Raw genomic sequence first — 24,921 nt, forward strand, 5'->3', positions numbered from 1 at the left:
AGGCTTACCTTCGCCAGCCCCCGCGGCAGGAAGGCCCGACGCCAGGGTGGAGACAATGACAATCAAGGAAACCTCGCGGTCTGAATTTATCACGTTGCGCGGGCTGCGCTACCACGTGCGCCAGTGGGGCACGCCCGGTCCGCGCAAGCTGTTCATGCTGCACGGCTGGATGGACGTGGCCGCTTCGTTCCAGTTCCTGGTCGACCACCTGCGCGGCGACTGGCATGTGATCGCACCCGACTGGCGCGGCTTTGGCGAGACCGACTGGCCTTCGCGCTATCCCGGTACGCAGTCGTACTGGTTTCCCGACTACCTCGCCGACCTGGAGGCGCTGCTTGACCACTACCAGCCGGAAGGGCAGGTGGACCTGGTCGGCCATAGCATGGGTGCCAACGTGATCTGCCTGTACGCAGGCATCCGTCCCGAACGCGTGCGCCGCGTGGTGGACCTGGAAGGCTTCGGCATGACGGCGAGAGGGCCGGCGCATGCGCCCAAGCGCTATGCGCGCTGGCTTGACGAGTTGCGCATCGGTACGGAGCTGAAGACGTACGACAGCGTTGGCGGCGTGGCGGCGCGCCTGCAGAAGACCAACCCGCGCCTGCCGGACGACCGCGCCGCGTTCCTGGCCGCGCACTGGTCGCGCCGGAATGCGGACGGCCGCTGGGAAATCCTGGGCGACCCGGCGCACAAGCTCGTCAATCCGACGCTGTACCGGCTCGATGAAGTGATGGCGATCTGGGAGCAGGTCAGCGCGCCGGTGTTGCATGTGGAAGCGCGCGATTCGGAGACGCTGCGCCATATCGCCCACAAGCAGAGCATCGACGAATTCAAGGAGCGTTTCCGCGCCTTCCGCGATTTCCGTGAAGCGGTGATCGACGACGCCGGCCACATGCTGCATCACGACCAGCCGGCCGCGGTGGCGGAGCTGGTCGAGTCGTTCTGTCGTTAAGCCGGCGACCGCGCTCAGGCGTGCGTGAGCCTTTCCTTCAGCGCGGCGTTGTTGCTGGTGTGCACGTGCACCAGCGCCTTTTCCGGGAAGGCGTAGTGATACGCGCGGCGCAGCGCCAGCGCAGCTTCATGGAAGCCTGACAGGATCAGCTTCTGCTTGTTGGGATAGAAGGCGATATCGCCCGCGGCAAAGATGCCGCGGCGCGAGCTTTCATACGTGGTGGTGTCGACCAGGATGCGGCCGGCGCGCATGTCCATGTCCCACTGCGCGATCGGGCCGGGCTCGGACACCAGGCCGTACAGCGCCACCAGTTCGTCGGCGGGAAGCGCCTGGCTGCCGTCGCGGGTGCGCACTTCCACTTCGGCCAGTGCATTGCCGTCGATGCGCAGCGCGCCCAGCATGCCGACCACGAAGTCCATCTCGCCGGCCGCCACCGCGGCGCGCATCTCGGCCACGGTGCCGTCGGCGGCGCGGAAGCCTTCGCGCCGGTGCAGCAGCGTCACGCGGGCGGCCACCTTGCGCAGCGCCAGCGCCCAGTCCAGCGCCGAGTCGCCGCCGCCGGCGACGATCACGCGCTTGCCGGCAAAGTGCGATACATCGCGCACGGCGTAGTGCACGTGGCGGTCTTCCAGCGCCGCGGCTTCGGGCAGCGATACGCGCTGCGGCGCGAACGCGCCCGCGCCGGAGCAGACCAGCACCGCGGCGACATCGTAGCGCTTGCCGCCATCGGTGGTGACCAGCAGGCGCGAGTGGGCAGGGTGGCCGTCCTGCGCGGGCACTCCGGGGATTTCGGACACGCTCTCGGCGCGCTGGCCGAAGTGCATCGGGAAGGCAAACGGCGCGCATTGCTCCAGCAGCCGGTCAACCAGGTCCTGCGCCAGGCAGCCCGGCACGGCGGGGATGTCGTAGATCGGCTTTTCCGGATACAGCTCGGTGCACTGGCCGCCGGCGCGGTCGAGCACGTCGATCAGTTCACATTTGAGGCCGAGCACGCCGGCCTGGAAGGCGGCGAACAGCCCGACCGGGCCGGCGCCCACGATCAGGACGTCGGTGGTGGTGACGGCGGGCGTGGCGGCGGTGGCGTTGTCGGTGGACATGGCGGACATGATGGACAGGGCGCGGGCACGGACGGCCCGCGGAAGATGGTGCAAAGCCCGACTATACCCCGCGCCAGCCCGTTTCCCGGCGACGCCAGCGTTGCCGGCAGGGCTTTGGCACGCGCGCCGGAGCCCCTCCGGCAAGCCTCCGGCGCCACGCAGGCGAGGGTCGACAGGAGTAGAATGAGCCCCATGCAAAACGCCCACGCCATCAACGCCGACCTGCACTGCCATTCCACCGTGTCCGACGGCACGCTGTCGCCCCGCGCGGTAGCGGAAATCGCGCGCGATGCGGGCGTTGCATACTGGGCGCTGACCGACCATGACGAGGTCGGCGGGCAAGCCGCGGCGCGCGCCGCGGCCGAGGAATTCGGCATGCGCTATGTGCCGGGTGTTGAGATCTCGGTGACCTGGGCCGGGCAGACCGTGCATATCGTTGGCCTGCAGATCGACCCGTTCTGCCCCGAGCTGATCGATGGCCTGACCGATACCCGTTCCGGGCGTGCCCGGCGTGCCCGCGATATCGGCGAGGCGCTGGCCAAGGTCGGCATCGGCGACGCCTACGCGGGCGCGCTGCGGTATGTCGGCAACCCGGACCTGATCTCGCGCACCCATTTCGCGCGCTGGCTGGTCGACCAGGGCCACTGCGCCACCATCGGCGACGTGTTCAGCGAGTACTTGTCCGAGGGCCGGCCCGGCTATGTCGGCCACCGTTGGGCGAGCCTGTCCGAAGCCGTTGGCTGGATCCGCACCGCCGGTGGCATCGCCGTGATGGCGCACCCCGGCCGCTACCACTACACCGCTACCCAGCACGATGCGCTGTTCGATGAGTTCAAGTCGCTCGGCGGCGGCGCGGTCGAGGTCGTGACCGGCAGCCACACGCCGGACCAGTACCGCCGCTATGCCGATGTGGCGCGGCACTACGGGCTGCTGGCTTCGCGCGGCTCGGATTTCCATGGGCCCGGCGAAGGCCGGGTCGAGCTCGGCACGCTGCCACCGCTGCCGTCCACGGTCACGCCGGTCTGGCACGACTGGTAACCCGCCAGCCCAACGAAAGGCGCCCTGCATGTCCCAGTACTTCGAGATCCATCCGCTCAACCCGCAGTCGCGCCTGATCAAGCAGGCCGCGCAGATCCTGCAGAAGGGCGGACTGATCGCGCTGCCGACCGATTCCAGCTACGCGCTCGCCTGCCCGCTCGACGACAAGCATGCGGTCGAGCGCCTGCGCCGGCTGCGCGGCATCGACGACCGCCACCACCTGACACTGATGTGCCGCGACCTGTCCGAGCTGGGCAACTTCGCCCGCGTCGACAATCGCCAGTATCGCTGGATCAAGGGCGCCACGCCGGGGCCGTACGTCTTTATCCTGGAAGCCACCAAGGAAGTGCCGCGGCGCCTGTCGCACCCGGCGCGCAAGACCATCGGCATGCGCGTGCCCGACCACGCCATCCCGCTGGCGCTGCTGGGCGAGACCGGCGAGCCGCTGATCACGGCGACGCTGCAGATGCCCGGCGACGACGAGCCGCTCAACGACCCGGCGGAAATCCGCGCCCGGCTGGAAAAACAGCTTGACCTGGTGGTCTGCGGCGGCCCGGCGCCGGCGCAGCCGACCACGGTGATCGACCTCACCGGCGGCGAGCCCGAACTGGTGCGCGCTGGCCGCGGCGATATCTCGCTTTTTGGGCTCTGAGCGGGCTCCGAGCGTGCGCTGCGCCGCCGCCACAGGGGCGCGGCCGTGTGCCTGGCAAGCCGGCGGCCCGTTACAATAGCCGTCATGGATTCCTCCCTTATCCAGACCTTCGCGGTCTATGCCCTGCCGGTGCTGTTCGCCATCACGCTGCACGAGGCGTCGCACGGTTATGTGGCCAAGGTGTTTGGCGACAGCACGGCCTATTCGCTCGGGCGCGTCAGCCTGAACCCGATCCGCCATATCGACCCGATCGGCACCATCGCGGTACCGCTGCTGCTCTACATCATGACCAGCGGCCAGTTCGTGTTTGGCTACGCCAAGCCGGTGCCGGTGGTGTTCGAGCGCCTGCGCAACCCGCGCTGGCATGGCATGTGGGTGGCGCTGGCAGGTCCCGCCAGCAACGTGGTGCAGGCCTTTGTCTGGGTGCTGCTGGCGATCGGCCTGACCTGGGGCGGCGTGCGCGAACCCTTCTTCGGCGAAATGGCGCTGGCGGGGGTGCGTGTCAACCTGGTGGTGGCCGCCTTCAACCTGTTCCCGGTGCCGCCGCTGGACGGTGGCCGCGTGCTGACCGCGCTGCTGCCGCAGGGAATCGCGCGCGGCGTGTCGCGCATCGAGCCCTACGGCATCTTTGTCGTGCTGGCGCTGGTGGCCGCGGGCGTGATCACCACCATCTGGATGACGCCGGTGGTCAACGTGCTGATGTCGCTGATCGAGCTGATGCTGCGCCCGGTCGTGATGCTGCTGCACTGACGGGGGCGCCATGACCGACGTCCCAGTCGCGCCGCACGCCGGCTTGTCCGCTCCGTCCGCGTGGGTCACCCGCTGGGCGCACCTGCTGCGTCCCGGCGCCCGCATTCTCGACCTGGCCTGTGGCAGTGGCCGCCATGCCGCCTGGCTCGCCGCGCGTGGCCATGCGGTGCTGGCGGTCGATCGCGATGCCGGCGCCATCGCCGGCCTGCCGGCCGGCGTGACCGGCCGCGTGGCCGACCTGGAGCAGGGCGCCTGGCCGCTGGCGGACGAGGCGCCGTTCGACGCCATCGTCGTCACCAACTACCTGCACCGGCCGCTCTGGCCGCACCTGGCCGGCGCGCTGGCGCCGGGCGGGGTGTGGCTGTACGAGACCTTCGCCGCCGGCAACGAGACCGTCGGCAAGCCGTCGCGGCCGGATTTTCTGCTGTGCCCCGGCGAATTGCTTGAAGTGGCGCGCACGCACGGCCTGCGCGTCATCGCCTATGAGGACGGTGTGCAGGAAGTGCCGAAAACAGCCTTCGTGCAGCGCCTGTGTGCGGTGCGCGAGGCCGCCGCGGCGCTGGATGCGGCCACCCCGGCACGCTACCGGCTAGACCCCTGAAAGTGCGCTTTCGCTGTCGGCGAGAATCCCGCTGCACACGTTGAAACAGTTGGTATCAACCCCTGCCCCGTCGGCGGTCGAAGCCGCCTGCGGTTCCGGTACAATCCCGTTATTCGCATCCCGAATTCCTTAACGTTATGACACAGATTACCGGCAGCATCGTCGCCATCGTCACTCCGATGCATGAGGACGGCAGCCTGGATTTCCCGGCCCTGCGCGCACTGGTCGACTGGCACGTCGCCGAGGGCACCGATGGCATCGTGATCGTCGGCACGACCGGTGAATCCCCGACGGTTTCCGTCGAGGAACACTGCGAGCTGATCCGCGTGGCCGTCGAACAGTCCGGCAAGCGCATCCCGATCATCGCTGGCACCGGCGGCAATTCCACCAAGGAAGCCATCGAGCTGACCGCCTTCGCGAAGAAGGTGGGTGCCGACGCATCGCTGCAGGTTGTGCCGTACTACAACAAGCCGACCCAGGAAGGCATGTACCGCCATTTCCGCACCATCGCGGAAGCGGTGGAACTGCCGGTGCTGCTGTACAACGTCCCGGGCCGCACCGTTGCCGACATGAGCAACGACACCATCCTGCGCCTGGCGCAGGTGCCGGGTATTGTCGGCGTCAAGGAAGCCACGGGAAATATCGACCGGGCCGCGCAGCTAATCAACGACGCGCCGGAGAGCTTTGCCATCTACAGCGGCGACGATCCCACCGCGGTCGCGCTGATCCTGCTGGGCGGCAAGGGTAATATCTCGGTCACGGCGAACGTGGCCCCGCGCAAGATGCACGAGATGTGCGCGGCGGCACTGAAGGGCGACGTCGTCACCGCGCGCCGCCTGCACATGGAACTGATCGGACTGAACAAGGCCATGTTTGTCGAAGCCAATCCGATCCCGGTGAAGTGGGCCCTGCAGCAGATGGGCAAGATGGCCGGCGGTATCCGCCTGCCGCTGACCCCGCTGTCGGAATCCAACCACGAAACCGTACGCAAGGCACTGGCCGCCGCCGGCCTGCTGGCCTGATTTACCGCGGCGTCTTGCTGTCGCTCCCTCAACTAGGATTGCGTGTCAATGAAATCGAAGCTTAACCGCCGCGGCGCGACGCAAGTCCGCCGCGCCGCCCTGGTTGTGCCCGTGCTGGCCGCGGGCGTGATCACCGGCTGCAGCAGCATCAATGAAGCGATGCAGCCCGACAAGATCGACTACAAGTCGTCGGCGTCGAAGCGCACGCCAACGCTGGACATCCCGCCGGACCTGACCAAGCTGGAAGGCGACCGCCGCTACTCGGTGCCCGATGCGAACGGCACCTCGACGCTGTCGACCTATAGCCAGGCCACCAAGGTGCGCGAGCAATCCCCGACCGAGAACGTACTGCCCTCGGCGCAGGGCATCCGCATGGAGCGTGACGGCAACCAGCGCTGGCTGGTGATCAGCAACGGAATGCGCGGCGACCAGCTGTGGCAGCAGCTGCGCGGCTTCTGGCAGGAAAGCGGTTTCCTGCTGGTGCAGGACTCGCCCGAGACCGGCATCATGGAAACCGACTGGGCCGAGAACCGCGCCAAGATCCCGCAGGACATCATCCGCAATACCATCGGCAAGGTGTTCGACGGCCTGTACTCGACCTCCGAGCGCGACAAGTTCCGCACCCGCGTCGAGCGCTCGCAGAACGGCACGCTGGAAGTGTTCATCAGCCACCGCGGCGCGCAGGAGCAGCTGACCGGCATCGACAAGTCCAGCACCGTCTGGACCCCGCGTCCGGCCGATCCCGAGCTGGAAGCCGAGTTCCTGTCGCGCCTGGCGCAACGCCTAGGCGTGCAGAAGGAACAGGCCGACCGCATGGCCAAGAACCCGGCAGCGGCTGGCAGCAGCGCGGCGACGGCTGATGCGGCTGCGGCTGGCGCAGCGGGCGCCACTGCCGCTGCAGCCGGCGGCGCTGCGCAGAAGTCTTACCTGGCCCAGGTCAATGGCGCCCCGGCGCTGCAACTGCCTGAGCCGTTCGACCGCGCCTGGCGCTCGGTCGGCCTGTCGCTGGATCGCGTCAACTTCACTATCGAAGACCGCGACCGCGCGCAGGGCCTGTACTACGTGCGCTACGTCGATCCGCGCACCAACGTGGACAACCGTGGCTTCTTCTCCAAGCTGTTCACGAAGCCGGACGATCCCAAGACCGCCAAGAAGTACCGCGTGGCGCTCAAGGGCACCGGCAGCGGCACGCTGGTGACGGTGCTCAACGATGCTGGCCAGCCGGAGAACGGCGAAATCGGCAAGCGCATCCTGTCGCTGCTCGACGAGCAACTGCACTGAGCCGGCGGTGACCGGCTCCACCGCCGGCCGTCCTGGCCGGCCTGCCAACTGCATGGCGGGGAGGGCGCGGCCATGATGCGCTTCGCCTTCCTTGGCAGCGGCAGCGAGGGCAACTCGCTGCTGATCGAATCCCGCGAAGACACCACCACCACGCGCGTGCTGCTGGACTGCGGCTTCGGCATCCGCGAGACCGCCCGGCGCCTGGAGCGCCTGGGTGTCACGCCGGACCAGCTCGACGCCGTGCTGGTCACGCACGAGCATGGCGACCATGTCGGTTCTGCCTACGCCTTTGCGGCGCGGCACCAGCTGGCGGTCTACACCAGTCACGGAACCTGGCTTGCGACCTCGCACATGCGCGGCGCGGATGTCGCCGATGTGCGTGTCTGCGGCGCCGACCACGCCTTTGCCATCGGCGGCGTCCAGGTGATGCCGTACACGGTGCCGCACGACGCGCGCGAGCCGCTGCAGTTCGTGCTGTCCGATGGCCAGTCGCGGCTGGGCGTGCTGACCGACGCGGGCATGGAAACGCCCTATGTGACGGCGCGCCTGTCAGGTGTCGACGCGCTGGTGCTGGAGTGCAACCACGACCGCGAGATGCTGCGCAACTCGGTCTATCCGGCATCGCTGAAACGGCGAATTGGCGGTGACTTCGGCCATCTGGCCAACGAGGTGGCCGCGAGCATCCTCGTGCAGGTCGCGCATGCGGGCCTGAACCGGGTCGTGGCGGCGCACCTGAGCAAGCAAAACAACACGCGCGAATTGGCTACGGGCGCGCTGGCGGCTGCACTGGGCGCACTGCCGTCGGAGGTGCTGGTGGCGGATCAGGAATTGGGTCTGGACTGGCAGACGGTGCGCACCTGATCGGCGCACGATGCGCTTTGCAGCGCCAATAAAAAAACCGGCCCGAAGGCCGGTTTTTTTATCGGTCGGAACCGAGTACTGCTGGCGATTATTGCTTGGCAGCCGGAGCCGAAGCGTCAGCAGCCGGAGCCGAGGCGTCAGCAGCCGGGGCCGAAGCGTCAGCAGCGGCAGCAGCAGCCGGGGCTTCAGCAGCCGGAGCCGAAGCTTCAGCAGCCGGAGCGGCGGCAGCCGGAGCAGCCGTGTCAGCGGCCGGAGCAGCCGGTTCTTCCTTCTTGCCGCAAGCGGCGAGGGCAACAGCGGCCAGCAGCGATGCGATCAGGAGAGACTTCTTCATTGTTCGTCCTTTAACTTGTAATAACGAAAAACAGGCGATGAATAATTACCGGTAATTATCGCTCTTGAACTGCAAAATAGAGGCCCTCCCGGGTGCCGACAATGCAGTGGTCCGCAGTACTAGCCAGCCGACGATTATATCCGCGTTTTCCCGGCTTGTGTAGCGCCGAAATTTGCTGAATTGCAATGTTACGCATTATTACAGCAGGGGGCCCAATTGTAGCCATCCCTCCTGCGTCCAGTGATGAAATGTCTCCATCAGGTCGGGAAGGCTGGCACATGCGCTAACATCGTCGCCACTAAGGTGGCGATTATCGGCCAGCTTTTTCAGCCACGGCATCAATTCGGCTGGCGGCTCGTAGGCTTCGCCATTGAGGAAGAAATTGTTCCGGTCGTAAAGTGCGATCGAGGCGGACGCAAGAACAACGCCATGGTGGGCCGCAAGTTTCTCATAACGGCGCTGTGGCAGGTCGGCTATTTCGGCGAATTCAACTCCGGGCTTGGGTTCGGACAGATGCGAGCCAAGGAATTCCGACACCATCTGCGTATTCCATTGCAGTGCCTTGAGCCGTTCGGCGACTGCCTTGGCCATGCCGGCGGGCAGTTGCGCGGGCTTGGTCGCCGCACGTTCGCCGGCATCGGCGTAACGCCCGGTCAGGTCTTCGTTGTCTTCCACCGTCTCTGACAGCCAGGCGAGAAAGTGCCCGGCCAGTTCGCGGTAGGCCGGGGCGCGGAAGCCGATCGAGCAAGTCATGCATTCCCCCTCGGCCACGCCGTCGTGGGCGTACTGCGGCGGCAGGTACAGCATGTCGCCCGGCTCCAGCACCCATTCCTCTTCTGCGCTGAAATCGGCAAGGATCTTCAGCGGCATGTCGGGAACCAGCTCGAGGCTGGTCTGCGACGAGATGCGCCAGCGGCGCCGGCCCGAGACTTGCAGCAGGAACACGTCGTAGGAGTCGAAGTGCGGACCGACCCCACCGCCGTCCGATGCGTAGCTGATCATCAGGTCGTCCAGCCGTGCGTCGGGCACGAAGCGGAAGCGTCCCATCAGTTCCGCGGCGGCGGCGTCGTGCAGGTTCACGCCCTGAACCAGCAAAGTCCACTGACGGGTCTTGACGGAAGGTAGGTTTTCGCGCGCAAATGGACCATGTTCGAGCTTCCAGCGATTGCGGAAGTGCGTCACCAGGCGCGATTCGACTTCGTCGCGATCGGCAAGGTCGAAAAGCGCATCGCGCGACACAGGCGGCACGATTCCGGGTACCGCCTGTCGAATCAGCAGAGGCTTGCGGTGCCAGACATCCCGCATGAATGCAGCCGGCGTCATGCCACCAAGCAGGTCGAGCGGAGTGTCTGGATCGACGGGGCCAGGGGGCAGGGCCTGCGCGTATAATGCGGAATCGTTCATGGAGTCAAGAATTGAAAATCGCTAAGAACACGGTAGTGTCCGTGATGTACAAGCTGTCGGACACGCAAGGCAATCTGATCGAGGAGTCAGATGAAGCCATGGTCTATTTGCACGGCGGGTATGATGGCACGTTCCCCAAGATCGAGGAAGCGCTCGACGGCCATGACGCCGGCTTCGAGACCCAACTGCAGCTCGAGCCCGAAGATGCCTTTGGCGACTACGATGCTGAGCTGGTCAAGGTCGAACCGCGCGACCGCTTCCCCGAGCCGCTGGAAGTCGGCATGCAGTTCGAAGGCATGCCCGAGGACGGCGATGAAGACGACTCCGTCATCTACACCGTGACCGACGTGGCCGAAGACAAGGTGGTCCTGGACGGCAACCACCCGCTGGCCGGCATGGCGCTGCGCTTCTGGCTGAAGGTCTCTGAAGTTCGCGAAGCCACCGCCGAGGAAATCGAGCATGGCCACGCCCACGGCGCCTCGGGCGTCGAGGTGGTGGACGAGGACGAGGACGACGATACCCCGCGCACGCTGCACTGATCCAGCGCCTGCGTGATCCATGAAGGAAGCCGGCTCAGCCGGCTTTTTTCATTGGCGCGAGCCCAGCGCGGGCCCGGCGGCTCAGGGCGTGGTTGGTGCGTCCCTGAGCGATATCGAGAACGGCGCCGCCGCGTTCGGAGTGATCACGAGCTCCGTCCATTGCGCCATCGTGTTGTTCGGCAGCGAGACGCGCGTGAAATTCTGCAGCACCTTGCCTGCGCTGTCGCGCAGCGGCTTGTCGATGCCGAAGCCATTCTCGCCCGCATGCACCAGCAGCACCTGGCCGGGAAAACGCGCGCTCAGGTCGCGCAGCTGCCGCTTGAACTCCAGGTAGCCGTCGCGCGTGCGGTGGCGCATGAAGCCGTCCAGCAGCGTCGGGCGGCCTTTCTTTTCCCAGCCGTTGGCGAATTGCGGATCGGCATGGGCCACCACGACGATGCCGTTCATGTCGCGCTGCCGCGCCAGCGAGAACGCACGCGCCAGCCACTGCCGGTTGGCCTCGCGCCGGTCTTCGAACTCGCTGTTGCGCCCGCCCTCGTTGCGGAAGTGGTTGTTGTCGCCAGGCACGTTCAGGCCGACGATCAGGATGTCGCCCAGGGCGAGACGAACGTTCTCGCGGAAGGTGCGGAACAGGGCCTGGTCGGACTGCCGCAACACCGGCCGCGGATGCTGACCCAGCGTGGCGTCTTCGGGGAAGAACAGCTCGCGCAGGCGGTTCAGCCGCTCGACCGCGTCGAACTTGCCATTGACCGGGAGCCGGCATTCGGCCCAGTCGGTTTCGCCGGGCACATAGAGCAGTGGCAACGGCGACTGGGCCAGCAGCTGCTGGCGGCTGGTCAGGATCGAGTCGCTGCAGGATTCGGTATCGCCCTTGATGCCGCCGGCGTGGATCACGAAGTCGAGCTTGCGTTCGGCAAAGCTGTCGAGCAGGGCGGTGGCATTGGCTTCGGCGGCAGGCCATTGCGGCAGGTCGGCGATCAGCGCGATGCGGATCACCTTGGGCTTGGGCGCAGGCTTGCTGCCGCGCCCGGCCGGTGCCGGCAACGCGGTGCTTGCCGCGCACAGCAGTAGTGCCGCGGCGAGGATCCGGCCGGCGTGCCGGCGCGTGGCGTTCATGCCGTGCCGACCGCCTCGCCTGCAAGCGCCTTGAGCCGGTACAGCGCATCGAGCGCGGCACGCGGCGTCAGGCTGTCCGGATCCAGGTCGGCGAGTGTGTCGATCAGCGCGGCATGTTCCGGTGCCAGTGCGGCCGGCTGCGGCGCGGCCATCGTATAGCTGTTGTCCTCGTCGCCGTCGGTGTCCGGCACCGTCGGCGCGGCAAACAGGTCGAGCTGCGGCGTGGGCGTGGCATCGGCCGATTGCTGCTCCAGCCACGCCAGGTGCTTGCGCGCGGCCCGGATCACCGGCTGCGGCACGCCGGCCAGTTGCGCCACCTGCAGGCCATAGCTCTGGCTGGCAGGGCCGTCCTGCACCGCGTGCAGGAACACGATGCCGTCGCCGTGCTCCACCGCCGACAGGTGCACGTTGGCGGCCTGCGGGAATTCCTGCGGCAACTGCGTCAGCTCGAAATAGTGGGTTGCGAACAGCGTATGGCTGCGGTTGTGCGACAGCAGGTGGCGCGCGATCGCCCACGCCAGCGCCAGGCCGTCGAAGGTGGACGTGCCGCGGCCGATCTCGTCCATCAGCACCAGCGACGACGGCGTGGCGTGATGCAGGATGCCGGCGGCTTCGGTCATCTCCACCATGAAGGTGGAGCGCCCGCCCGCCAGGTCGTCGGCAGCGCCGATGCGGGTAAAGATGCGGTCGATCGGCCCGATCATGGCGCGTCGCGCCGGCACGTAGGCGCCCACGCAGGCCAGCAGCACGATCAGCGCGGTCTGGCGCATGAAGGTCGACTTACCGCCCATGTTGGGGCCGGTGATCAGCAGCAGCTTGCGCGCTTCGTTGAGCTGGCAGTCGTTGGCGATAAACGCCACCGATTCCGCCGCCAGCTGGCCTTCCACGACCGGGTGGCGACCTTGCACGATATCGATCACGTTCTCGCGCACGCGTTCGGGGGCGGACCAGTCGAGCGTCTGCGCGCGCTCGGCCAGTGCCGCCAGCACGTCGAGGCGCGCCAGCGCGCCGGCCACGCGCTGCAGCTCGCCGATATGCGGCAGCAGCGACTGCAGCAGGCCGTCGTAGAGTTGCTTCTCGCGCGCAAGCGCGCGGTCCTGCGCCGACAGCGCCTTGTCCTCGAACGACTTCAGCTCGGGCGTGATGTAGCGCTCGGCGTTCTTCAGCGTCTGGCGGCGGCGGTAGTCGTCAGGCACCTTGTCGGCCTGGCCATTGGTGACCTCGATATAGAAGCCGTGCACGCGGTTGAACTCGACTCGCAGGTTGGCAATGCCGGTGCGCGTGCGTTCGCGCGCTTCCAGGTCGATCAGGAACTCGCCGCAGTTCTCGGAAATATCGCGCAGCTCGTCGAGTTCGGTGTCGTAGCCGCGTGCGATCACGCCGCCGTCGCGCACCACGGTGGCGGGTTCTTCTGCGACCGCGCGCACCAGCAGGTCCAGGGACGCCTGCGGCACGGCCAGATCCTGCAGCGTCTGCGCCAGCAGCGCGCTGTCCTGTTCGTCGCGGATGCAGGCCTGCACGTCGGGCAGCGCTCGCAGCGTATCGCGTAGCGAGGACAGGTCGCGCGGGCGCGCGCTCAGCAGCGCGAGCCGCGAGGTGATGCGCTCGACGTCGGCCAGCCGGCGCAGCGCGGCGCGCAGCGTATCGGTGCCCTGGTCGATCAGCACGCCGATGGCCTGTTGCCGCGCCTGAGGCACGGCCGGGTCGCGCAGCGGGTGGTGCAGCCAGTGACGCAGCGCGCGGCTGCCCATCGTGGTGCAGCAGGTATCCAGCAGCGAGAACAGTGTCGGCGACTCGCCGCCGCGCAGGGTCTCGGTCAGCTCCAGGTTGCGGCGCGTGGCCGAATCCAGGCCGATGTATTCCGATTCACGCTCGACTTTCAGGCCCTGCACATGACGCAGCGACTGGCCCTGCGTGGTGGCGGCGTAGTTCAACAGCGCGCCGGCGGCCCCGATCGCAGCGCCCAGCCCGGCACAACCGAATGGATCTAGGCTGGCCACGCCCAGTTGCTCGCGCAGGCGGCGCGAACCGGCGTCCTGGTCGAAGTGCCATTCAGGCAGGCGCGTGCGCGCGCAATCGAGCGCCGGCAGGTCGATACCGTCGGCATAGAGCAGCTCGGCCGGGCGGATGCGCTCCAGCTCGCGGCCCAGCTGCGCAACCTCGCACTCCATCAGGCGCAATTCGCCGCTGGCCAGGTTCAGCCACGCCAGACCCGTTTTGCTGATGCCGCGCCGCGTGGTCTGCTGGTGCACCGCCATCAGGAAGGTGTCCACTTTGTCCGGCAGCAGCGCCGCGTCGGTCAGCGTGCCCGGCGTGACAATGCGCACTACCTTGCGCTCCACCGGCCCCTTGCTGGTGGCGGGATCGCCGATTTGCTCACAAATCGCCACCGACTCGCCCAGCTTCACCAGTCGGGCCAGGTACTGGTCCGCCGAATGGAAGGGAATGCCGGCCATCCGGATCGGCACGCCATTCGAGGCGCCGCGCGCGGTCAGCGTGATGTCGAGCAGGCGCGCGGCCTTCTCGGCGTCGTCGTGGAACAGCTCGTAGAAGTCACCCATGCGGTAGAACAGCAGGGTGGCGGGGTGGTCTGCCTTGATGCGCAAATATTGCTGCATCATGGGCGTGTGGCGGCTGCCTGCGGCGTCTGCCTGTGCCTGTTCAGGGTCGGTTTTCTTCTGCAATCCCATTGCCATTTAGCCTGTCTGGCGGTGGGCCTGCGTTGTGCCGCCCGATCCGCTCGGAGCGCCGCCTTGCGTGTCCCGGAAAAGCGCCCCCGCGGGGGCGGCCGGGCGCTGGTCCGGCGGCCTGTGGCCGCGGCACGAAGGGGCGTTTTCGAATATGGGCGATATGGTACAGCACGGTGCCGCCGCCGATGTGCCGCGCCGATGTGCCGCGAACAGGGCCACGCGCGTGCCGGCCGCCGATCAGCGGAACACCAGCACCGGGATGTCGCTATGGGTCAGCACTTTCTGCGTTTCGCTGCCCAGCAGCAGCCCGCTCAGGCCCCTGCGCCCGTGCGATGCCATGAAGATGACATCGCAGCCCAGTTCCCTGGCGGCATGGATGATGCCCTGGTACGGTACCGAGGCGCTGGAGACGTGGCCGGTGCAGGGCACGCCGGCCAGCGCGGCCGCGCTCTCGACCTTGGCGAGTTCCTGGCGCGCCTCGGCTTCCACGCGCTGCTGGTACACCTCTCGCTTTTCGTGCGAGCTGTCGCTGGACAGCACATAGGGATAGCTCTCCACGCACATATAGGGCGTGAGCCGCGCCGCCGCGGTGCGGGCAAACTGGATGGCTGCGGAAACGGCCTTGTGCGAAAGCTCGGAGCCGTCGACGGGGAGCAGGATGTGCTTGAACATAACGTCCTTTTCAGGTGAGGGAGACGAGAGGGTTGGGGCGGCGTCCTGCGTTGCCGCCAGGAATCAGTTGGCCAGCGCGCGCCCGACGATCAGCGGATCGGCCTGGCCGATGGCGGTGGTGTCCCGGTTGGCATACGGAAAGCGCGACAGGATGAAGCGCAGCGCATTCAGCCGCGCGCGCTTCTTGCAATCGGAGCGGATCACGGTCCAGGGTGCGTCGGCGGTGTCGGTATGCGCGAACATCGCCTCCTTGGCGTGCGTGTATTCGTCCCATTTGTCGAGCGAAGCAATGTCGACCGGGCTGAGCTTCCACTGCTTGAGCGGGTGGATCTCGCGCTCGCGGAAGCGGCGGCGCTGCTCTTTCTGGCTGACCGAGAACCAGAACTTGAACAGGTGGATGCCGCTGCGCACCAGATGGCGCTCGAACTCAGGCGCCTGCTGCAGGAAGTCCTGGTACTCGCGCGGGGAGCAGAAGCCCATCACGTGCTCGACGCCGGCGCGGTTGTACCAGGAGCGGTCGAACAGCACGATTTCACCGGCGGCCGGCAGGTGCTGCACGTACCGCTGGAAATACCATTGGCCGCGTTCGGATTCCGTCGGTTTTTCCAATGCCACGACGCGCGCGCCGCGCGGGTTCATGTGTTCCATGAAGCGTTTGATGGTGCCGCCCTTGCCGGCCGCGTCGCGGCCTTCGAACAGGATCAGCACGCGCTGCCCGGTCTCGCGCACCCAGGCCTGGAACTTGAGCAACTCGACCTGCAGGCGGTATTTCTGCTTTTCGTAATTGCGGCGCGACATCAGGTTCTGGTACGGGTAGGCGCCGTCGCGCCAGCCGGCCGCGAGTTCGTCGTCGGGATGGCGCCGGCGGCCCGCCTGCCAGGTACCGGGGTCGCCCTCCAGGATGAGGCTGCGCAGCTGCGCGGCCTCATCCGGAGCGAGTCCGTCGAGCAGCGTGCGCATGGCGTCGAGCATGCTGGCGCCCTGGCCGGCGCGGCTGGCGAGAATGTCCTGCATGCTGCTGGCGGCCACCTGCACGGCAGCGTCGACGGCGCCGCTGACTTCATTGCGCTCGGCGGACAGGGCCGTATTGGTCGGCAGTACATCGCCGCGTGCGGCAGGGCGGCTACGGGCCTGCGAAGGGGTGCGGGGGTTGGCGGCAGGCGTGTCGCGATCGGTCATCTGCGGTCCTCCGTTCAGGCCGCGCGCTGGCGGAGGATCCGGTAGAGCTGGTCCTTGATCTGCAGCTTTTCCTTCTTCAGCCGCTCGATCTCGAAGCCCGAGGACGGAACCAGTCCGGACTCCATGTTGTGGATCTCCTGGTCCAGCGCATTGTGGCGATGGAACAGGCGGGCGAAATGGGCGTCCTGCGTCTTCAGGAGCGAGATCTGGTCGCGGTATTCGGGAAACATGCGGGCTCTCCTCGGCTTGATCCGCGCGCACGGGGCGTGGCGCATGGATTCATTCTGGGGAGAGCAGGGCGGTGCGACCTTGACGCGGATCATGGTCGGCCGGGGCGGCGGGAAATATGCGACTAGTCTCTGCGCGCCGGCAAGCGCAGCAGCTGGAAAGCAAAACGCCCGCCGGGGCGCGGCGGGCGTTTGTGTTTGGCAATGCCCGTCAGGACATGCCGCGGACTCAGGCAGTGGCCGGCTTGGCGTTGTCGAGCGAGTACCGCGACAGCAGTCGCACCATCTGGGCAAAAGCCTTGGGGTTGCCTGCGAGGACTTCGCCTTGCTCCATCTGGCGCGGCTCGCCGTTGTAGTTGCCAACCAGGCCGCCTGATTCCGTGATCAGCAGCATGCCGGCGGCCATGTCCCACGGCTTCAGGCCGCTCTCGAAGAAGCCATCCAGGCGGCCGCAGGCGACATAGGCCAGGTCCAGCGCGGCAGCACCCGGGCGGCGCAGGCCAGCGCAGCTGCGCGTCATCAGCGCGAAGATCTCGAGGTATTCTTCCAGGCCTTCCATGTCGCGGAAGGGGAAGCCGGTGCCGATCAGGCAGTCGGCCAGCTTGTCGCGGCGGGTCACGCGGATGCGGCGGTTGTTCAGGAAGGCGCCGGCGCCCTTGCTGGCGGTGAACAGCTCGTCGCGGGTCGGGTCGTAGACCACCGCCTGCACGGGCGTGCCACGGTGCAGCTGGGCGATCGAGACCGCGAACTGCGGGAAGCCGTGGATGAAGTTGGTGGTGCCGTCGAGCGGGTCGATGACCCAGGTGTATTCGTGGGCGTCTTCGCCCTCGGCCCAGGACTGGCCGGACTCTTCCGCTAGAATGGCGTGTTCCGGGTAGGCGGTGCGGATGATCTCGATGATCGCGGCTTCGGCGGCGCGGTCGACCTCGGTAACGAAATCGTTGTGTTGCTTGCGCGAGACGCGCACCAGATCGACGTCGAGCGACGCGCGGTTGATGATGGATCCCGCCTTGCGGGCCGCCTTGACGGCGATATTGAGCATCGGATGCATGAATCTCTCCAGGCCGGCTCACGAGGAAGCGGCGGGGTGCTCATGGCACCGCGCGCCCGCTCATGGGCAGCTGACAACACAACGGATTGTAGAAGAACGTCGGCCCGTCGCCGGTCTTGTGCAAAATGTGCCGCGAAGATCTCGCGGGCGAGCAAAAACCTGGCGCCGTGCCAAAGAAGAATCCCGAATTGTATATGAACCCGGCAAATGATACGAGCCAGCCCGCTGGCCGGCCTGATGCGTCACCCACGGCCGGCGCCGATGCCTTCGGGCGCGTGCGTTTCGTGCTGGTCGAGACCAGCCACCCGGGCAACGTCGGCTCGGTGGCGCGCGCGATCAAGACCATGGGCTTCGGCAGCCTGGTGCTGGTCTCGCCGCGCGAGCCTGACGTGCTGCGGCACGCCGATGCCATCGCCATGGCCAGCGGCGCCGACGATGTGCTGGCCGGTGCCGTCATCGTCGACCAGATCGACGCGGCGCTGGCCGGCGCGGCATTGACCGTAGCCATGACCGCGCGCCAGCGCGAGTTCGGCCCGCCCCGGCTGCTGCCGCGCGCCGCGGCAGCGCGCGCCTGCCAGACGCTGGCCGGCAGCGGCGACATTGCCTTTGTCTTCGGCAACGAGCGCTACGGCTTGCCTAACGAAGCGGTCGAGCGTTGCATGGCGGTCACCCATATCCCCGCCAACCCCGCATACACTTCGCTCAACCTGGCGCAGGCGGTGCAGCTGGTCGCCTACGAGATGCGGCTGGCGCTGCTGGACGCTGCTCCGGCCGGCGCGGCGGCGCCGGACGCGGGCGCCAATATCGGCTATGCTGGTGAGCCCGCCACGGCCGAGCAGGTCGAGGCCATGTTCGGACACCTGCAGTCGGGCCTGGAGGCAATCGGCTTTCTCGATCCCGCCAATCCGCGCAAGCTGATGACGCGGCTGCGGCGGCTGCTGGCCCGCAGCGGTCTGGAGCGCGAGGAAGTGAACATCCTGCGCGGCATCGCCAAGCACATGCTGATGACCCAGCGCCGGCCGGCACCGGACCGGAAAGAGTAAGCGAGCAGAGGAGCAAGCACAGTGGCAGCAACCCGCGGCATTTCGAGGCTGGACGACGCAGGCGTACGCGGCAAGCGCGCACGCTGTCGGCCCGTCGCGGCGGGTTGGCGCGTGCCGGGGCGATGTTGATCGTCGCACTGCCGCTGCAAAATCCCTGACGGATCCGGGGCCAATGGCCGGCGCCAGAACGCCGGCCGCAAATCACTTACACTCCCTGATCCGTCTCCACCGGCCACCGACCTCGCCGGCGACCCTGCCCCAGGCGCAAGCCTTGCGTGGCGCGGCGCACGGCGCGGCAACACGACACGACCAAGATGTTCTCTCGCCTGAAGGAAGATATTGACACGATCATGCTGCGCGATCCCGCCGCGCGCAGCCGCCTCGAAGTCCTGACCTGCTACCCCGGCCTGCACGCCGTGGTTTTCCACCGCTTTGCACACGCGTGCTGGAACACGGGCTTCCATTGGCTGGGACGCTGGATCTCGCACTGGTCGCGTTTTTTGACCGGCATCGAGATCCATCCGGCGGTGAAGCTGGGGCGCCGGGTGTTTATCGACCACGGCATGGGCGTGGTGATCGGCGAGACCGCCGAGATCGGCGATGACTGCACCATCTACCAGGGCGTGACGCTGGGCGGCACCTCGCTGTACAAGGGCCAGAAGCGGCACCCGACGCTGGGCGCGAACGTGGTGGTGAGCGCGGGCGCCAAGGTGCTGGGCGGTTTCGTGGTGGGTGACGGCGCGCGCGTGGGCTCGAACGCGGTGGTGCTCAAGCCGGTGCCGCCTGGCGCGACCGCGGTGGGCATCCCGGCACGCATCATCCTGCCCGATGCGCCGGCGGCGCAGCAGGGCGCCAAGCAGGAGTTCTCGGCCTACGGCATCACGCCGAATGCGGACGATCCGGTGTCGCTGGCGCTCAAGAGCCTGATCGACAATGCCGCGCGCCAGCATGAGCGCATCGAGACCGTGCTGGCGGCGCTCGACCGGCTGGGCGAGCATCTGGAAAAAACGCCGAACGATCGCTTCGATGCGAGCGAGTTGCGCAAGCTGATGAAGTAAAAGGAAGAAGGCGGCCGGCAACGGCCGCTTTTTTTCTGAGGCGCGATCTCAGTCAGTCTGCGGCAGCAGCCGGAATCCGCCGCCGTCGAGCTGCAGCACGGCCGCGCGCGGATGGCGCCCGTCCAGGTCCCAGTCAGTCAGCACCCAGCGCACGCCGGCATCGTCTTCGTGGCGCGCCGGGCGATGGGTGTGGCCATGCACCATCAACCTCGCGCCGGCCATGCCAAAGAGTTCGGCCGCGGCGGCGGGCGCCACGTCGCCGTAGACCATCCGAACGCCATTGCCCGAGGCGGCCTGGCGTGCGCGGTTGCCTTCGCTGTCCGCGCGCAATTTCTGCGCGATCCCCAATCGCGTACGCAGCGGCAGCGCCAGGAACAGCCGCTGCACCCAGCGCTTGCGGGTCCAGCGGCGGAAACGGTTGTAGCGCTCGTCGTCGATGCACAGCATGTCACCGTGGCTGAGCACCACGCGCTGGCCGGAGCAATCGATCACCGTGGGGTCGGGCAGGAGCTTCGCGCCCGCGGCGGCAGCAAAGCGTGCGCCAAGCAGGAAGTCGCGGTTGCCGTGCATCAGGTAGACGGCAACACCGCGCGCGGCCAGCGCGCGCAGGGCGCCGGCCACGCGTTGTGCGAACGGCGAGTCGGTTTCCTCGTCGCCGATCCAGAATTCAAAGAAATCGCCCAGGATGAACAGCGTGCGCGCGTCGTGTGCCGCGCGCTCGAGCGCGCGCTCGAAGGCTGCCAGCGTGCGCGGCATGCCGGGCGTGAGATGGAGGTCTGAAATGAACCACGCCGGCGCCTGTACCTCGAAGGGACCGGCCACCGGCGTGCGGGGGATTGCGGTCATGCGCGGGGTCGGGAAGAAGATGCCGGCAGGGCCGGGCGCGCGTAACCGCAATCAGGGGGCATGGCTTGCTCGACGCTTTAGTCGGCGCGTTAGTCGACGATTACTCGACGATTACTCGACGACGGTAGCCTTCTCGATCACCACGTCTTCCAGCGGCACGTCCTGGTGGAAGCCCGAGCTGCCGGTGCGCACGCCCTTGATCTGGTCGACCACATCGGTGCCTTCCACCACCTTGCCGAACACGGCGTAGCCGAAGCCCTGCGGCGTCGGTGAGGTGAAGTTCAGGAAGTCGTTGTCGACCACGTTGATGAAGAACTGCGCGGTGGCCGAGTGGGGCGCGTTGGTGCGTGCCATGGCCACGGTGTAGCGGTCGTTCTTCAGGCCGTTGCCGGCTTCGTTCTCGATCGGTGCGTCGGTGCCCTTTTGCTTCATGCCGGGCTCGAAGCCGCCACCCTGGACCATGAAGTTCTTGATCACGCGGTGGAAGATGGTGTTGTCATAGTGGCCCTTGCGGACGTACGACAGGAAATTCTCGACCGATTTCGGCGCCTTCTCGGCGTCGAGTTCGATGACGATGACACCCTGGTTGGTTTGGAGTTGGACCTTGGACATGGTTTCCTCTGTACGGTGTGTTATTTGACGACAGTGGCCGACTCGATCACGATCGGCGAGGCCGGCACATTGCGCATGGGGCCGTAGGCCGTGGTCGGCACGGTCTTGATCTTGTCGATCGTGTCCATGCCTTCCACCACCTTGCCGAAGACTGCGTAGCCGTTGCCGTCCGGCTGCGGGTAGTCGAGACTCGGATTATCCACCACATTGACGAAGAACTGCGCGGTGGCCGAATCGGGGTTGCTGGTGCGCGCCATGGCCAGCGTGCCGGCCTTGTTCTTCAGGCCGCCGCGGGCTTCCAGCGGGATCGGCGCACGCGTGGGCTTTTCCTTCATGTCGCGGTCGAAGCCGCCGCCCTGCACCATGAAGCCGTTGATCACGCGGTGGAAGATGGTGCCGCTATAGAAGCCGCTCTTCACGTATTCCAGGAAGTTGGCCACGGTCTTGGGGGCCACGTCCGGGTACAGCTCGACCGTGAACTTGCCGGCGCTGGTGACGAACTGGACGCGCTCGGCGGCCTTTTGCTGCGCCAGCGCGCTGAACGACGACAACGCGAGGGCACCGGCGGTCAGCGCGGCGAGGGCGATGCGACGGGAACGGATCATGGATGGAACTCCGGTAAGTCGGGATTCAAATGGTCCGGGCGCATCGCGCCCGGACATTCTTGGCAGGGGCGTCAGTTGGCCGCCGGGGCGCTGGCCGGGGCCGGGCGCTGTGCCGGAGCCGGCTTGCGGGTGCCGGCCGCGGGCCCGGTCGTGCCGGTCGTGCCCGTCGCCGCGGGCGTGCCGGTGGCTGCCTCCGGGCGCAACTGGCGCAGCCCGGCGCTGGCGCGGGTATCGGCCGGGTTGCGGCGCAGCGCCTCGGCATAGGACTGCTCGGCCAGGCGGCGGTAGACGTCGCCCAGGTTGGTGTAGGCAATGGCAAAGGCCGGTTTGACCTCGGTGGCCAGCAGCAGTTCGGCCTCGGCGCGCTTCAGGTCGCCGCGCTTGGCATAGAGCAGCGCCAGGTTGTTGTGGGGCTCTGGCAGTTCGGGGAAGTCCGCGGCCATTTCCGTGAAGGCCTGGATGGCGGCGTCCTCGCGCCCGGACTGCGCCAGCGCCCAGGCGCGCTGGAAGCGGGCCTGCGCATTGCGCGGATTGGCCGCGATCACGCGGTCGAAGCCCTTGATGGCGTCGTCATAGCGGCGCGCGTTGGCGGCCTGCTGGGCCTGGGTCATGCCGGGGTCGGTTGAACGGATGCCATCCACCGGCGATGTGGGCGCGGGCAGCGACAACGGTCCGTGCTGGGCCTGCGCGGGGCCGGCCAGCGCGGCGGCAAGCGCCAGGACGGCCGCGGCGGCCAGTGCCGGACGCGGGCGGAGCGGGCGTGCAAGGGCGGCGGGGGACGCGGCGGGGAGCGCGGCGATAGGCGAGGAGGGCAGCAGCAGGCTCATTGAAGACGGGTCCGTTATACTCGGCGGCATTCTAGCAAAGCGGCACGGCCGGCACTAAAGCCATGGCCCGGGCAAGCGTCGGCAAGCGCCGGCGGCCGCGGCAAATCCCCCGGCGCGCGGCCTACCGGCACATCGCCTTCCGGTAAGATATGGGGCGCGGCGGAATTGCGCCAGTGCCGCCTCCCCCGACCATTCACTTCGTTTCATGCAGCCTCTGAACATCTACAACACGCTCGCGCGTGAGAAGCAGCCATTCGTGCCCATCGAACCCGGCAAGGTCCGCATGTATGTCTGCGGCATGACGGTGTACGACTACTGCCACGTCGGCCACGCGCGCGTGATGGTGGTGTTCGACATGGTGCACCGCTGGCTGCGTGCCGCCGGTTACGAGGTGACATATGTACAGAACATTACGGATATCGACGACAAGATCATCCGCCGCGCCGCCGAGAACGGCGAAACCATCGGCGCGCTGACCACGCGCTTCATCCAGTACATGCACGAGGACGCCGCCGCGCTGGGCGTGATCCGTCCCGACCACGAGCCGCGCGCGACCGACTACGTGCCGCAGATGCTTGACATGATCGGCAAGCTGGAGGCGAGGGGGCTGGCCTACCAGGCGAGCGATGGCGACGTGAATTACTCGGTGCGCAAGTTTGACGGCTACGGCAAGTTGTCCGGCAAGTCGCTGGAAGACCTGCGCGCGGGCGAGCGCGTCAGTGCCAACGACGCCAAGCAGGACCCGCTCGACTTCGTGCTGTGGAAGTCCGCCAAGACCAGCGAGCCGCCCGAGACCAAGTGGGACTCTAAGTGGGGTAGCGGCCGCCCGGGCTGGCACATTGAATGCTCCGCCATGAGCTGCGCGCTGCTGGGCGAGCATTTCGACATCCATGGTGGCGGGGCGGATTTGCAGTTCCCGCACCATGAGAACGAGATCGCGCAATCGGAAGGGGCCAGCGGCAAGCCGTTCGTCAACATGTGGATGCACAACGGTTTCGTGCGCATCAACGACGAAAAAATGTCCAAGTCGCTCGGCAATTTCTTCACGATCCGCGAAGTGCTGAAGGCGTACGACGCCGAGGTCGTGCGCTTCTTCATCCTGCGCGCGCACTACCGCAGCCCGCTGAACTACAGCGACGCGCACCTGGACGACGCGCGCCATGCGCTGACGCGCCTGTACACCGCACTGAAGGACACGCAGCCCGGCGGCTGCGCGGTCGACTGGGAAGAGCCGCACGCGAAGCGCTTCGCCGAAGCCATGGGCGATGACTTCAACACGCCGATCGCGATGTCGGTGCTGTTCGACCTGGCCAGCGAGATCAACCGCACCGGCTCCACCGCCGCCGCGCGCCAGCTCAAGGGGCTGGCCGGCACGCTGGGGCTGCTCGAGCGCGATCCGCATACCTTCCTGCAGGGCGGCAAGTCCGAGGACGGCCCCGGCGCGGAAGAAATCGAAGCCAGCATCGCCGCGCGCAAGGCCGCCAAGGCCGAGCGCAACTTCGCCGAAGCCGACCGCATCCGCGCTGAACTGCTTGCCGCCGGCATCGTGCTGGAAGACAAGCCGGGTGGTGCGACCGAGTGGAGGCGTGCTTGAACGCTGCCGCGCGCAAGCCTGTCAACGCCACCGTGCCGGCAGCCGCCGGCCGGTCGAAGGCGTCCGGCCCGCGTCCGGCCAAGGCAGGCGCCAGCGAGGCACCGCTGCCCGACGGCAAGTCGGCGGCCAAGTCCACGCGCAACGCCAAGGCAGTGCTGCCCGAGGCCGACGCGGTACCGCTGCAGGTCGAGACAGTCATCGACGCGGTCCGGCCCGCCTATTGGGACGAGGCCTGCGCCGACCTGATGAAGCGCGACCGCATCCTGCGCAAGATGATTCCGACCTACGGCCCCGCGCACCTGGTGTCGCGCGGCGATCCGTTCGTCACGCTGGCGCGCGCCGTGGTGGGCCAGCAGATCTCGGTCAAGGCGGCGCAGTCGGTATGGGAGCGCCTGCACGCGGCCTGCCCCAGGCTGACGCCGGCACAGTTCCTGCGGGCGGGCACCGAGAAGCTGGCCGGCTGCGGATTGTCCAAGCGCAAGGCGGAATACATGATCGACCTGGCCGACCACTTCAAGGCAGGCCGGGTGCACGTGGCCGAATGGGCGCAGATGGACGACGAAGCGGTGATCGCGGAGCTGACGCAGATCCGCGGCATCGGCCGCTGGACGGCCGAGATGTTCCTGATGTTCAACCTGATGCGTCCCAACGTGCTGCCACTCGACGACATCGGCCTGATCAATGCAATTTCCGCCAACTATTTCAGCGGCGAACCGGTCACGCGCAGCGAGGCGCGCGAGGTGGCGGCCAACTGGGAGCCGTGGCGGACGGTGGCAACCTGGTATATGTGGCGTAGTCAGGACCCGTTGCCTGTGACGTACTAGGCATCGGAACAATAAAATTCAGAAGCAGGTGCATTGCAGGCTATCTGGC

The 24,921-nt window shown here is 67.3% G+C and carries 26 protein-coding genes; 13 read left to right on the plus strand and 13 right to left on the minus strand.

Going from position 1 to position 24,921, the window contains the following annotated elements:
* Positions 1 to 55 precede the first annotated feature (55 nt).
* Positions 56 to 949 carry an alpha/beta fold hydrolase gene (locus CTP10_RS05345; protein ID WP_116317649.1) on the plus strand — a complete coding sequence of 298 codons (894 nt, stop codon included), beginning with the start codon at positions 56 to 58 and terminating at the stop codon, positions 947 to 949.
* A 14-nt stretch (positions 950 to 963) separates the two neighbouring features.
* Here CTP10_RS05345 and CTP10_RS05350 read toward each other — a convergent pair whose 3' ends face one another.
* On the minus strand, positions 964 to 2,046 hold the full coding sequence (locus CTP10_RS05350) for an NAD(P)/FAD-dependent oxidoreductase (protein ID WP_233527961.1): 1,083 nt from the start codon (positions 2,044 to 2,046) through the stop codon (positions 964 to 966).
* Between the two features lie 192 nt (positions 2,047 to 2,238).
* On the opposite strand from CTP10_RS05350, the gene CTP10_RS05355 reads away from it, so the two are divergent.
* The 7 genes from CTP10_RS05355 to CTP10_RS05385 all read left to right on the plus strand — a co-directional run bounded on the left by CTP10_RS05355 (position 2,239) and on the right by CTP10_RS05385 (position 8,251).
* Positions 2,239 to 3,084 (plus strand): 3',5'-nucleoside bisphosphate phosphatase, encoded by an 846-nt coding sequence (locus tag CTP10_RS05355; RefSeq protein WP_116317650.1) that lies wholly within the window; start codon positions 2,239 to 2,241, stop codon positions 3,082 to 3,084.
* Positions 3,085 to 3,112: 28 nt separating this feature from the next.
* Positions 3,113 to 3,736, plus strand: a complete 624-nt coding sequence (locus tag CTP10_RS05360; RefSeq protein WP_116317651.1) for an L-threonylcarbamoyladenylate synthase — start codon at positions 3,113 to 3,115, stop codon at positions 3,734 to 3,736.
* An 84-nt stretch (positions 3,737 to 3,820) separates the two neighbouring features.
* Complete coding sequence (locus tag CTP10_RS05365; RefSeq protein ID WP_116317652.1) at positions 3,821 to 4,486, plus strand: site-2 protease family protein; 666 nt, start codon at positions 3,821 to 3,823, stop codon at positions 4,484 to 4,486.
* Positions 4,487 to 4,496: 10 nt separating this feature from the next.
* Positions 4,497 to 5,087: a class I SAM-dependent methyltransferase gene (locus CTP10_RS05370; protein WP_116317653.1), complete on the plus strand. Its 591-nt coding sequence runs from the start codon at positions 4,497 to 4,499 to the stop codon at positions 5,085 to 5,087.
* Between the two features lie 137 nt (positions 5,088 to 5,224).
* Positions 5,225 to 6,109 carry a 4-hydroxy-tetrahydrodipicolinate synthase gene (gene dapA, locus CTP10_RS05375; protein ID WP_116317654.1) on the plus strand — a complete coding sequence of 295 codons (885 nt, stop codon included), beginning with the start codon at positions 5,225 to 5,227 and terminating at the stop codon, positions 6,107 to 6,109.
* 48 nt (positions 6,110 to 6,157) lie between these two features.
* Complete coding sequence (gene bamC, locus CTP10_RS05380) at positions 6,158 to 7,390, plus strand: outer membrane protein assembly factor BamC (RefSeq protein ID WP_116317655.1); 1,233 nt, start codon at positions 6,158 to 6,160, stop codon at positions 7,388 to 7,390.
* Between the two features lie 72 nt (positions 7,391 to 7,462).
* Positions 7,463 to 8,251: an MBL fold metallo-hydrolase gene (locus tag CTP10_RS05385; RefSeq protein WP_116317656.1), complete on the plus strand. Its 789-nt coding sequence runs from the start codon at positions 7,463 to 7,465 to the stop codon at positions 8,249 to 8,251.
* Positions 8,252 to 8,339: 88 nt separating this feature from the next.
* Here CTP10_RS05385 and CTP10_RS05390 read toward each other — a convergent pair whose 3' ends face one another.
* Positions 8,340 to 8,585: a hypothetical protein gene (locus CTP10_RS05390; protein ID WP_116317657.1), complete on the minus strand. Its 246-nt coding sequence runs from the start codon at positions 8,583 to 8,585 to the stop codon at positions 8,340 to 8,342.
* A 198-nt stretch (positions 8,586 to 8,783) separates the two neighbouring features.
* Complete coding sequence (locus CTP10_RS05395) at positions 8,784 to 9,989, minus strand: cupin domain-containing protein (RefSeq protein ID WP_199414506.1); 1,206 nt, start codon at positions 9,987 to 9,989, stop codon at positions 8,784 to 8,786.
* 11 nt (positions 9,990 to 10,000) lie between these two features.
* On the opposite strand from CTP10_RS05395, the gene CTP10_RS05400 reads away from it, so the two are divergent.
* The gene (locus CTP10_RS05400; RefSeq protein WP_116317659.1) at positions 10,001 to 10,528 is read left to right on the plus strand and encodes an FKBP-type peptidyl-prolyl cis-trans isomerase; all 528 of its coding nucleotides are present in this window, start codon (positions 10,001 to 10,003) and stop codon (positions 10,526 to 10,528) included.
* 81 nt (positions 10,529 to 10,609) lie between these two features.
* Here CTP10_RS05400 and CTP10_RS05405 read toward each other — a convergent pair whose 3' ends face one another.
* From CTP10_RS05405 to CTP10_RS05430, 6 genes are all read right to left on the minus strand, one after another.
* A complete protein-coding gene (locus tag CTP10_RS05405) occupies positions 10,610 to 11,644 on the minus strand; it encodes a metallophosphoesterase family protein (protein WP_116317660.1) in 1,035 nt (344 codons plus the stop codon).
* A complete protein-coding gene (gene mutS / locus CTP10_RS05410; RefSeq protein ID WP_116317661.1) occupies positions 11,641 to 14,334 on the minus strand; it encodes a DNA mismatch repair protein MutS in 2,694 nt (897 codons plus the stop codon). The genes CTP10_RS05405 and mutS overlap by 4 nt, the downstream gene beginning before the upstream one ends.
* Before the next feature lie 237 nt (positions 14,335 to 14,571).
* Positions 14,572 to 15,006, minus strand: coding sequence for a universal stress protein (locus CTP10_RS05415; RefSeq protein WP_116317662.1), 435 nt, complete (start codon positions 15,004 to 15,006; stop codon positions 14,572 to 14,574).
* 63 nt (positions 15,007 to 15,069) lie between these two features.
* Positions 15,070 to 16,185, minus strand: a complete 1,116-nt coding sequence (ppk2, locus tag CTP10_RS05420) for a polyphosphate kinase 2 (RefSeq protein WP_116317663.1) — start codon at positions 16,183 to 16,185, stop codon at positions 15,070 to 15,072.
* Between the two features lie 14 nt (positions 16,186 to 16,199).
* Positions 16,200 to 16,415 carry a YdcH family protein gene (locus CTP10_RS05425; RefSeq protein WP_116317664.1) on the minus strand — a complete coding sequence of 72 codons (216 nt, stop codon included), beginning with the start codon at positions 16,413 to 16,415 and terminating at the stop codon, positions 16,200 to 16,202.
* A 226-nt stretch (positions 16,416 to 16,641) separates the two neighbouring features.
* The gene (locus CTP10_RS05430; protein WP_116317665.1) at positions 16,642 to 17,463 is read right to left on the minus strand and encodes an inositol monophosphatase family protein; all 822 of its coding nucleotides are present in this window, start codon (positions 17,461 to 17,463) and stop codon (positions 16,642 to 16,644) included.
* Positions 17,464 to 17,588: 125 nt separating this feature from the next.
* On the opposite strand from CTP10_RS05430, the gene CTP10_RS05435 reads away from it, so the two are divergent.
* On the plus strand, positions 17,589 to 18,506 hold the full coding sequence (locus tag CTP10_RS05435) for an RNA methyltransferase (protein WP_199414507.1): 918 nt from the start codon (positions 17,589 to 17,591) through the stop codon (positions 18,504 to 18,506).
* 314 nt (positions 18,507 to 18,820) lie between these two features.
* A complete protein-coding gene (gene cysE, locus CTP10_RS05440; RefSeq protein ID WP_116317871.1) occupies positions 18,821 to 19,564 on the plus strand; it encodes a serine O-acetyltransferase in 744 nt (247 codons plus the stop codon).
* Between the two features lie 48 nt (positions 19,565 to 19,612).
* On the opposite strand, the gene CTP10_RS05445 is transcribed toward cysE, so the two are convergent.
* The 4 genes from CTP10_RS05445 to CTP10_RS05460 form a co-directional block, all read right to left on the minus strand.
* Complete coding sequence (locus CTP10_RS05445) at positions 19,613 to 20,410, minus strand: UDP-2,3-diacylglucosamine diphosphatase (protein ID WP_116317666.1); 798 nt, start codon at positions 20,408 to 20,410, stop codon at positions 19,613 to 19,615.
* Between the two features lie 111 nt (positions 20,411 to 20,521).
* On the minus strand, positions 20,522 to 21,022 hold the full coding sequence (locus CTP10_RS05450; RefSeq protein WP_116317667.1) for a peptidylprolyl isomerase: 501 nt from the start codon (positions 21,020 to 21,022) through the stop codon (positions 20,522 to 20,524).
* A gap of 20 nt (positions 21,023 to 21,042) precedes the next feature.
* A complete protein-coding gene (locus tag CTP10_RS05455; RefSeq protein ID WP_116317668.1) occupies positions 21,043 to 21,627 on the minus strand; it encodes a peptidylprolyl isomerase in 585 nt (194 codons plus the stop codon).
* Positions 21,628 to 21,698: 71 nt separating this feature from the next.
* Positions 21,699 to 22,454: a tetratricopeptide repeat protein gene (locus CTP10_RS05460; RefSeq protein WP_116317669.1), complete on the minus strand. Its 756-nt coding sequence runs from the start codon at positions 22,452 to 22,454 to the stop codon at positions 21,699 to 21,701.
* Positions 22,455 to 22,659: 205 nt separating this feature from the next.
* Here CTP10_RS05460 and cysS point away from each other — a divergent pair, with 205 nt between their 5' ends.
* Both cysS and CTP10_RS05470 read left to right on the plus strand, forming a co-directional pair.
* Positions 22,660 to 24,048, plus strand: a complete 1,389-nt coding sequence (gene cysS / locus CTP10_RS05465) for a cysteine--tRNA ligase (RefSeq protein ID WP_116317670.1) — start codon at positions 22,660 to 22,662, stop codon at positions 24,046 to 24,048.
* Positions 24,045 to 24,872, plus strand: a complete 828-nt coding sequence (locus CTP10_RS05470; protein ID WP_116317671.1) for a DNA-3-methyladenine glycosylase family protein — start codon at positions 24,045 to 24,047, stop codon at positions 24,870 to 24,872. The genes cysS and CTP10_RS05470 overlap by 4 nt, the downstream gene beginning before the upstream one ends.
* Positions 24,873 to 24,921: the final 49 nt, after the last annotated feature.

The organism is Cupriavidus sp. P-10, from assembly GCF_003402535.2.
Lineage (GTDB): Bacteria > Pseudomonadota > Gammaproteobacteria > Burkholderiales > Burkholderiaceae > Cupriavidus.

Bases quoted from the DNA above. Each gene is read 5' to 3' on its own strand.
- CTP10_RS05345 (WP_116317649.1), top strand. From the start codon at position 56: ATGACAATCAAGGAAACCTCGCGGTCTGAATTTATCACGTTGCGCGGG.
- CTP10_RS05350 (WP_233527961.1), bottom strand. From the start codon at position 2,046: ATGTCCACCGACAACGCCACCGCCGCCACGCCCGCCGTCACCACCACC.
- CTP10_RS05355 (WP_116317650.1), top strand. From the start codon at position 2,239: ATGCAAAACGCCCACGCCATCAACGCCGACCTGCACTGCCATTCCACC.
- CTP10_RS05360 (WP_116317651.1), top strand. From the start codon at position 3,113: ATGTCCCAGTACTTCGAGATCCATCCGCTCAACCCGCAGTCGCGCCTG.
- CTP10_RS05365 (WP_116317652.1), top strand. From the start codon at position 3,821: ATGGATTCCTCCCTTATCCAGACCTTCGCGGTCTATGCCCTGCCGGTG.
- CTP10_RS05370 (WP_116317653.1), top strand. From the start codon at position 4,497: ATGACCGACGTCCCAGTCGCGCCGCACGCCGGCTTGTCCGCTCCGTCC.
- dapA (WP_116317654.1), top strand. From the start codon at position 5,225: ATGACACAGATTACCGGCAGCATCGTCGCCATCGTCACTCCGATGCAT.
- bamC (WP_116317655.1), top strand. From the start codon at position 6,158: ATGAAATCGAAGCTTAACCGCCGCGGCGCGACGCAAGTCCGCCGCGCC.
- CTP10_RS05385 (WP_116317656.1), top strand. From the start codon at position 7,463: ATGATGCGCTTCGCCTTCCTTGGCAGCGGCAGCGAGGGCAACTCGCTG.
- CTP10_RS05390 (WP_116317657.1), bottom strand. From the start codon at position 8,585: ATGAAGAAGTCTCTCCTGATCGCATCGCTGCTGGCCGCTGTTGCCCTC.
- CTP10_RS05395 (WP_199414506.1), bottom strand. From the start codon at position 9,989: ATGAACGATTCCGCATTATACGCGCAGGCCCTGCCCCCTGGCCCCGTC.
- CTP10_RS05405 (WP_116317660.1), bottom strand. From the start codon at position 11,644: ATGAACGCCACGCGCCGGCACGCCGGCCGGATCCTCGCCGCGGCACTA.
- mutS (WP_116317661.1), bottom strand. From the start codon at position 14,334: ATGGGATTGCAGAAGAAAACCGACCCTGAACAGGCACAGGCAGACGCC.
- CTP10_RS05415 (WP_116317662.1), bottom strand. From the start codon at position 15,006: ATGTTCAAGCACATCCTGCTCCCCGTCGACGGCTCCGAGCTTTCGCAC.
- ppk2 (WP_116317663.1), bottom strand. From the start codon at position 16,185: ATGACCGATCGCGACACGCCTGCCGCCAACCCCCGCACCCCTTCGCAG.
- CTP10_RS05425 (WP_116317664.1), bottom strand. From the start codon at position 16,415: ATGTTTCCCGAATACCGCGACCAGATCTCGCTCCTGAAGACGCAGGAC.
- CTP10_RS05430 (WP_116317665.1), bottom strand. From the start codon at position 17,463: ATGCATCCGATGCTCAATATCGCCGTCAAGGCGGCCCGCAAGGCGGGA.
- CTP10_RS05435 (WP_199414507.1), top strand. From the start codon at position 17,589: ATGTGCCGCGAAGATCTCGCGGGCGAGCAAAAACCTGGCGCCGTGCCA.
- cysE (WP_116317871.1), top strand. From the start codon at position 18,821: ATGTTCTCTCGCCTGAAGGAAGATATTGACACGATCATGCTGCGCGAT.
- CTP10_RS05445 (WP_116317666.1), bottom strand. From the start codon at position 20,410: ATGACCGCAATCCCCCGCACGCCGGTGGCCGGTCCCTTCGAGGTACAG.
- CTP10_RS05450 (WP_116317667.1), bottom strand. From the start codon at position 21,022: ATGTCCAAGGTCCAACTCCAAACCAACCAGGGTGTCATCGTCATCGAA.
- CTP10_RS05455 (WP_116317668.1), bottom strand. From the start codon at position 21,627: ATGATCCGTTCCCGTCGCATCGCCCTCGCCGCGCTGACCGCCGGTGCC.
- CTP10_RS05460 (WP_116317669.1), bottom strand. From the start codon at position 22,454: ATGAGCCTGCTGCTGCCCTCCTCGCCTATCGCCGCGCTCCCCGCCGCG.
- cysS (WP_116317670.1), top strand. From the start codon at position 22,660: ATGCAGCCTCTGAACATCTACAACACGCTCGCGCGTGAGAAGCAGCCA.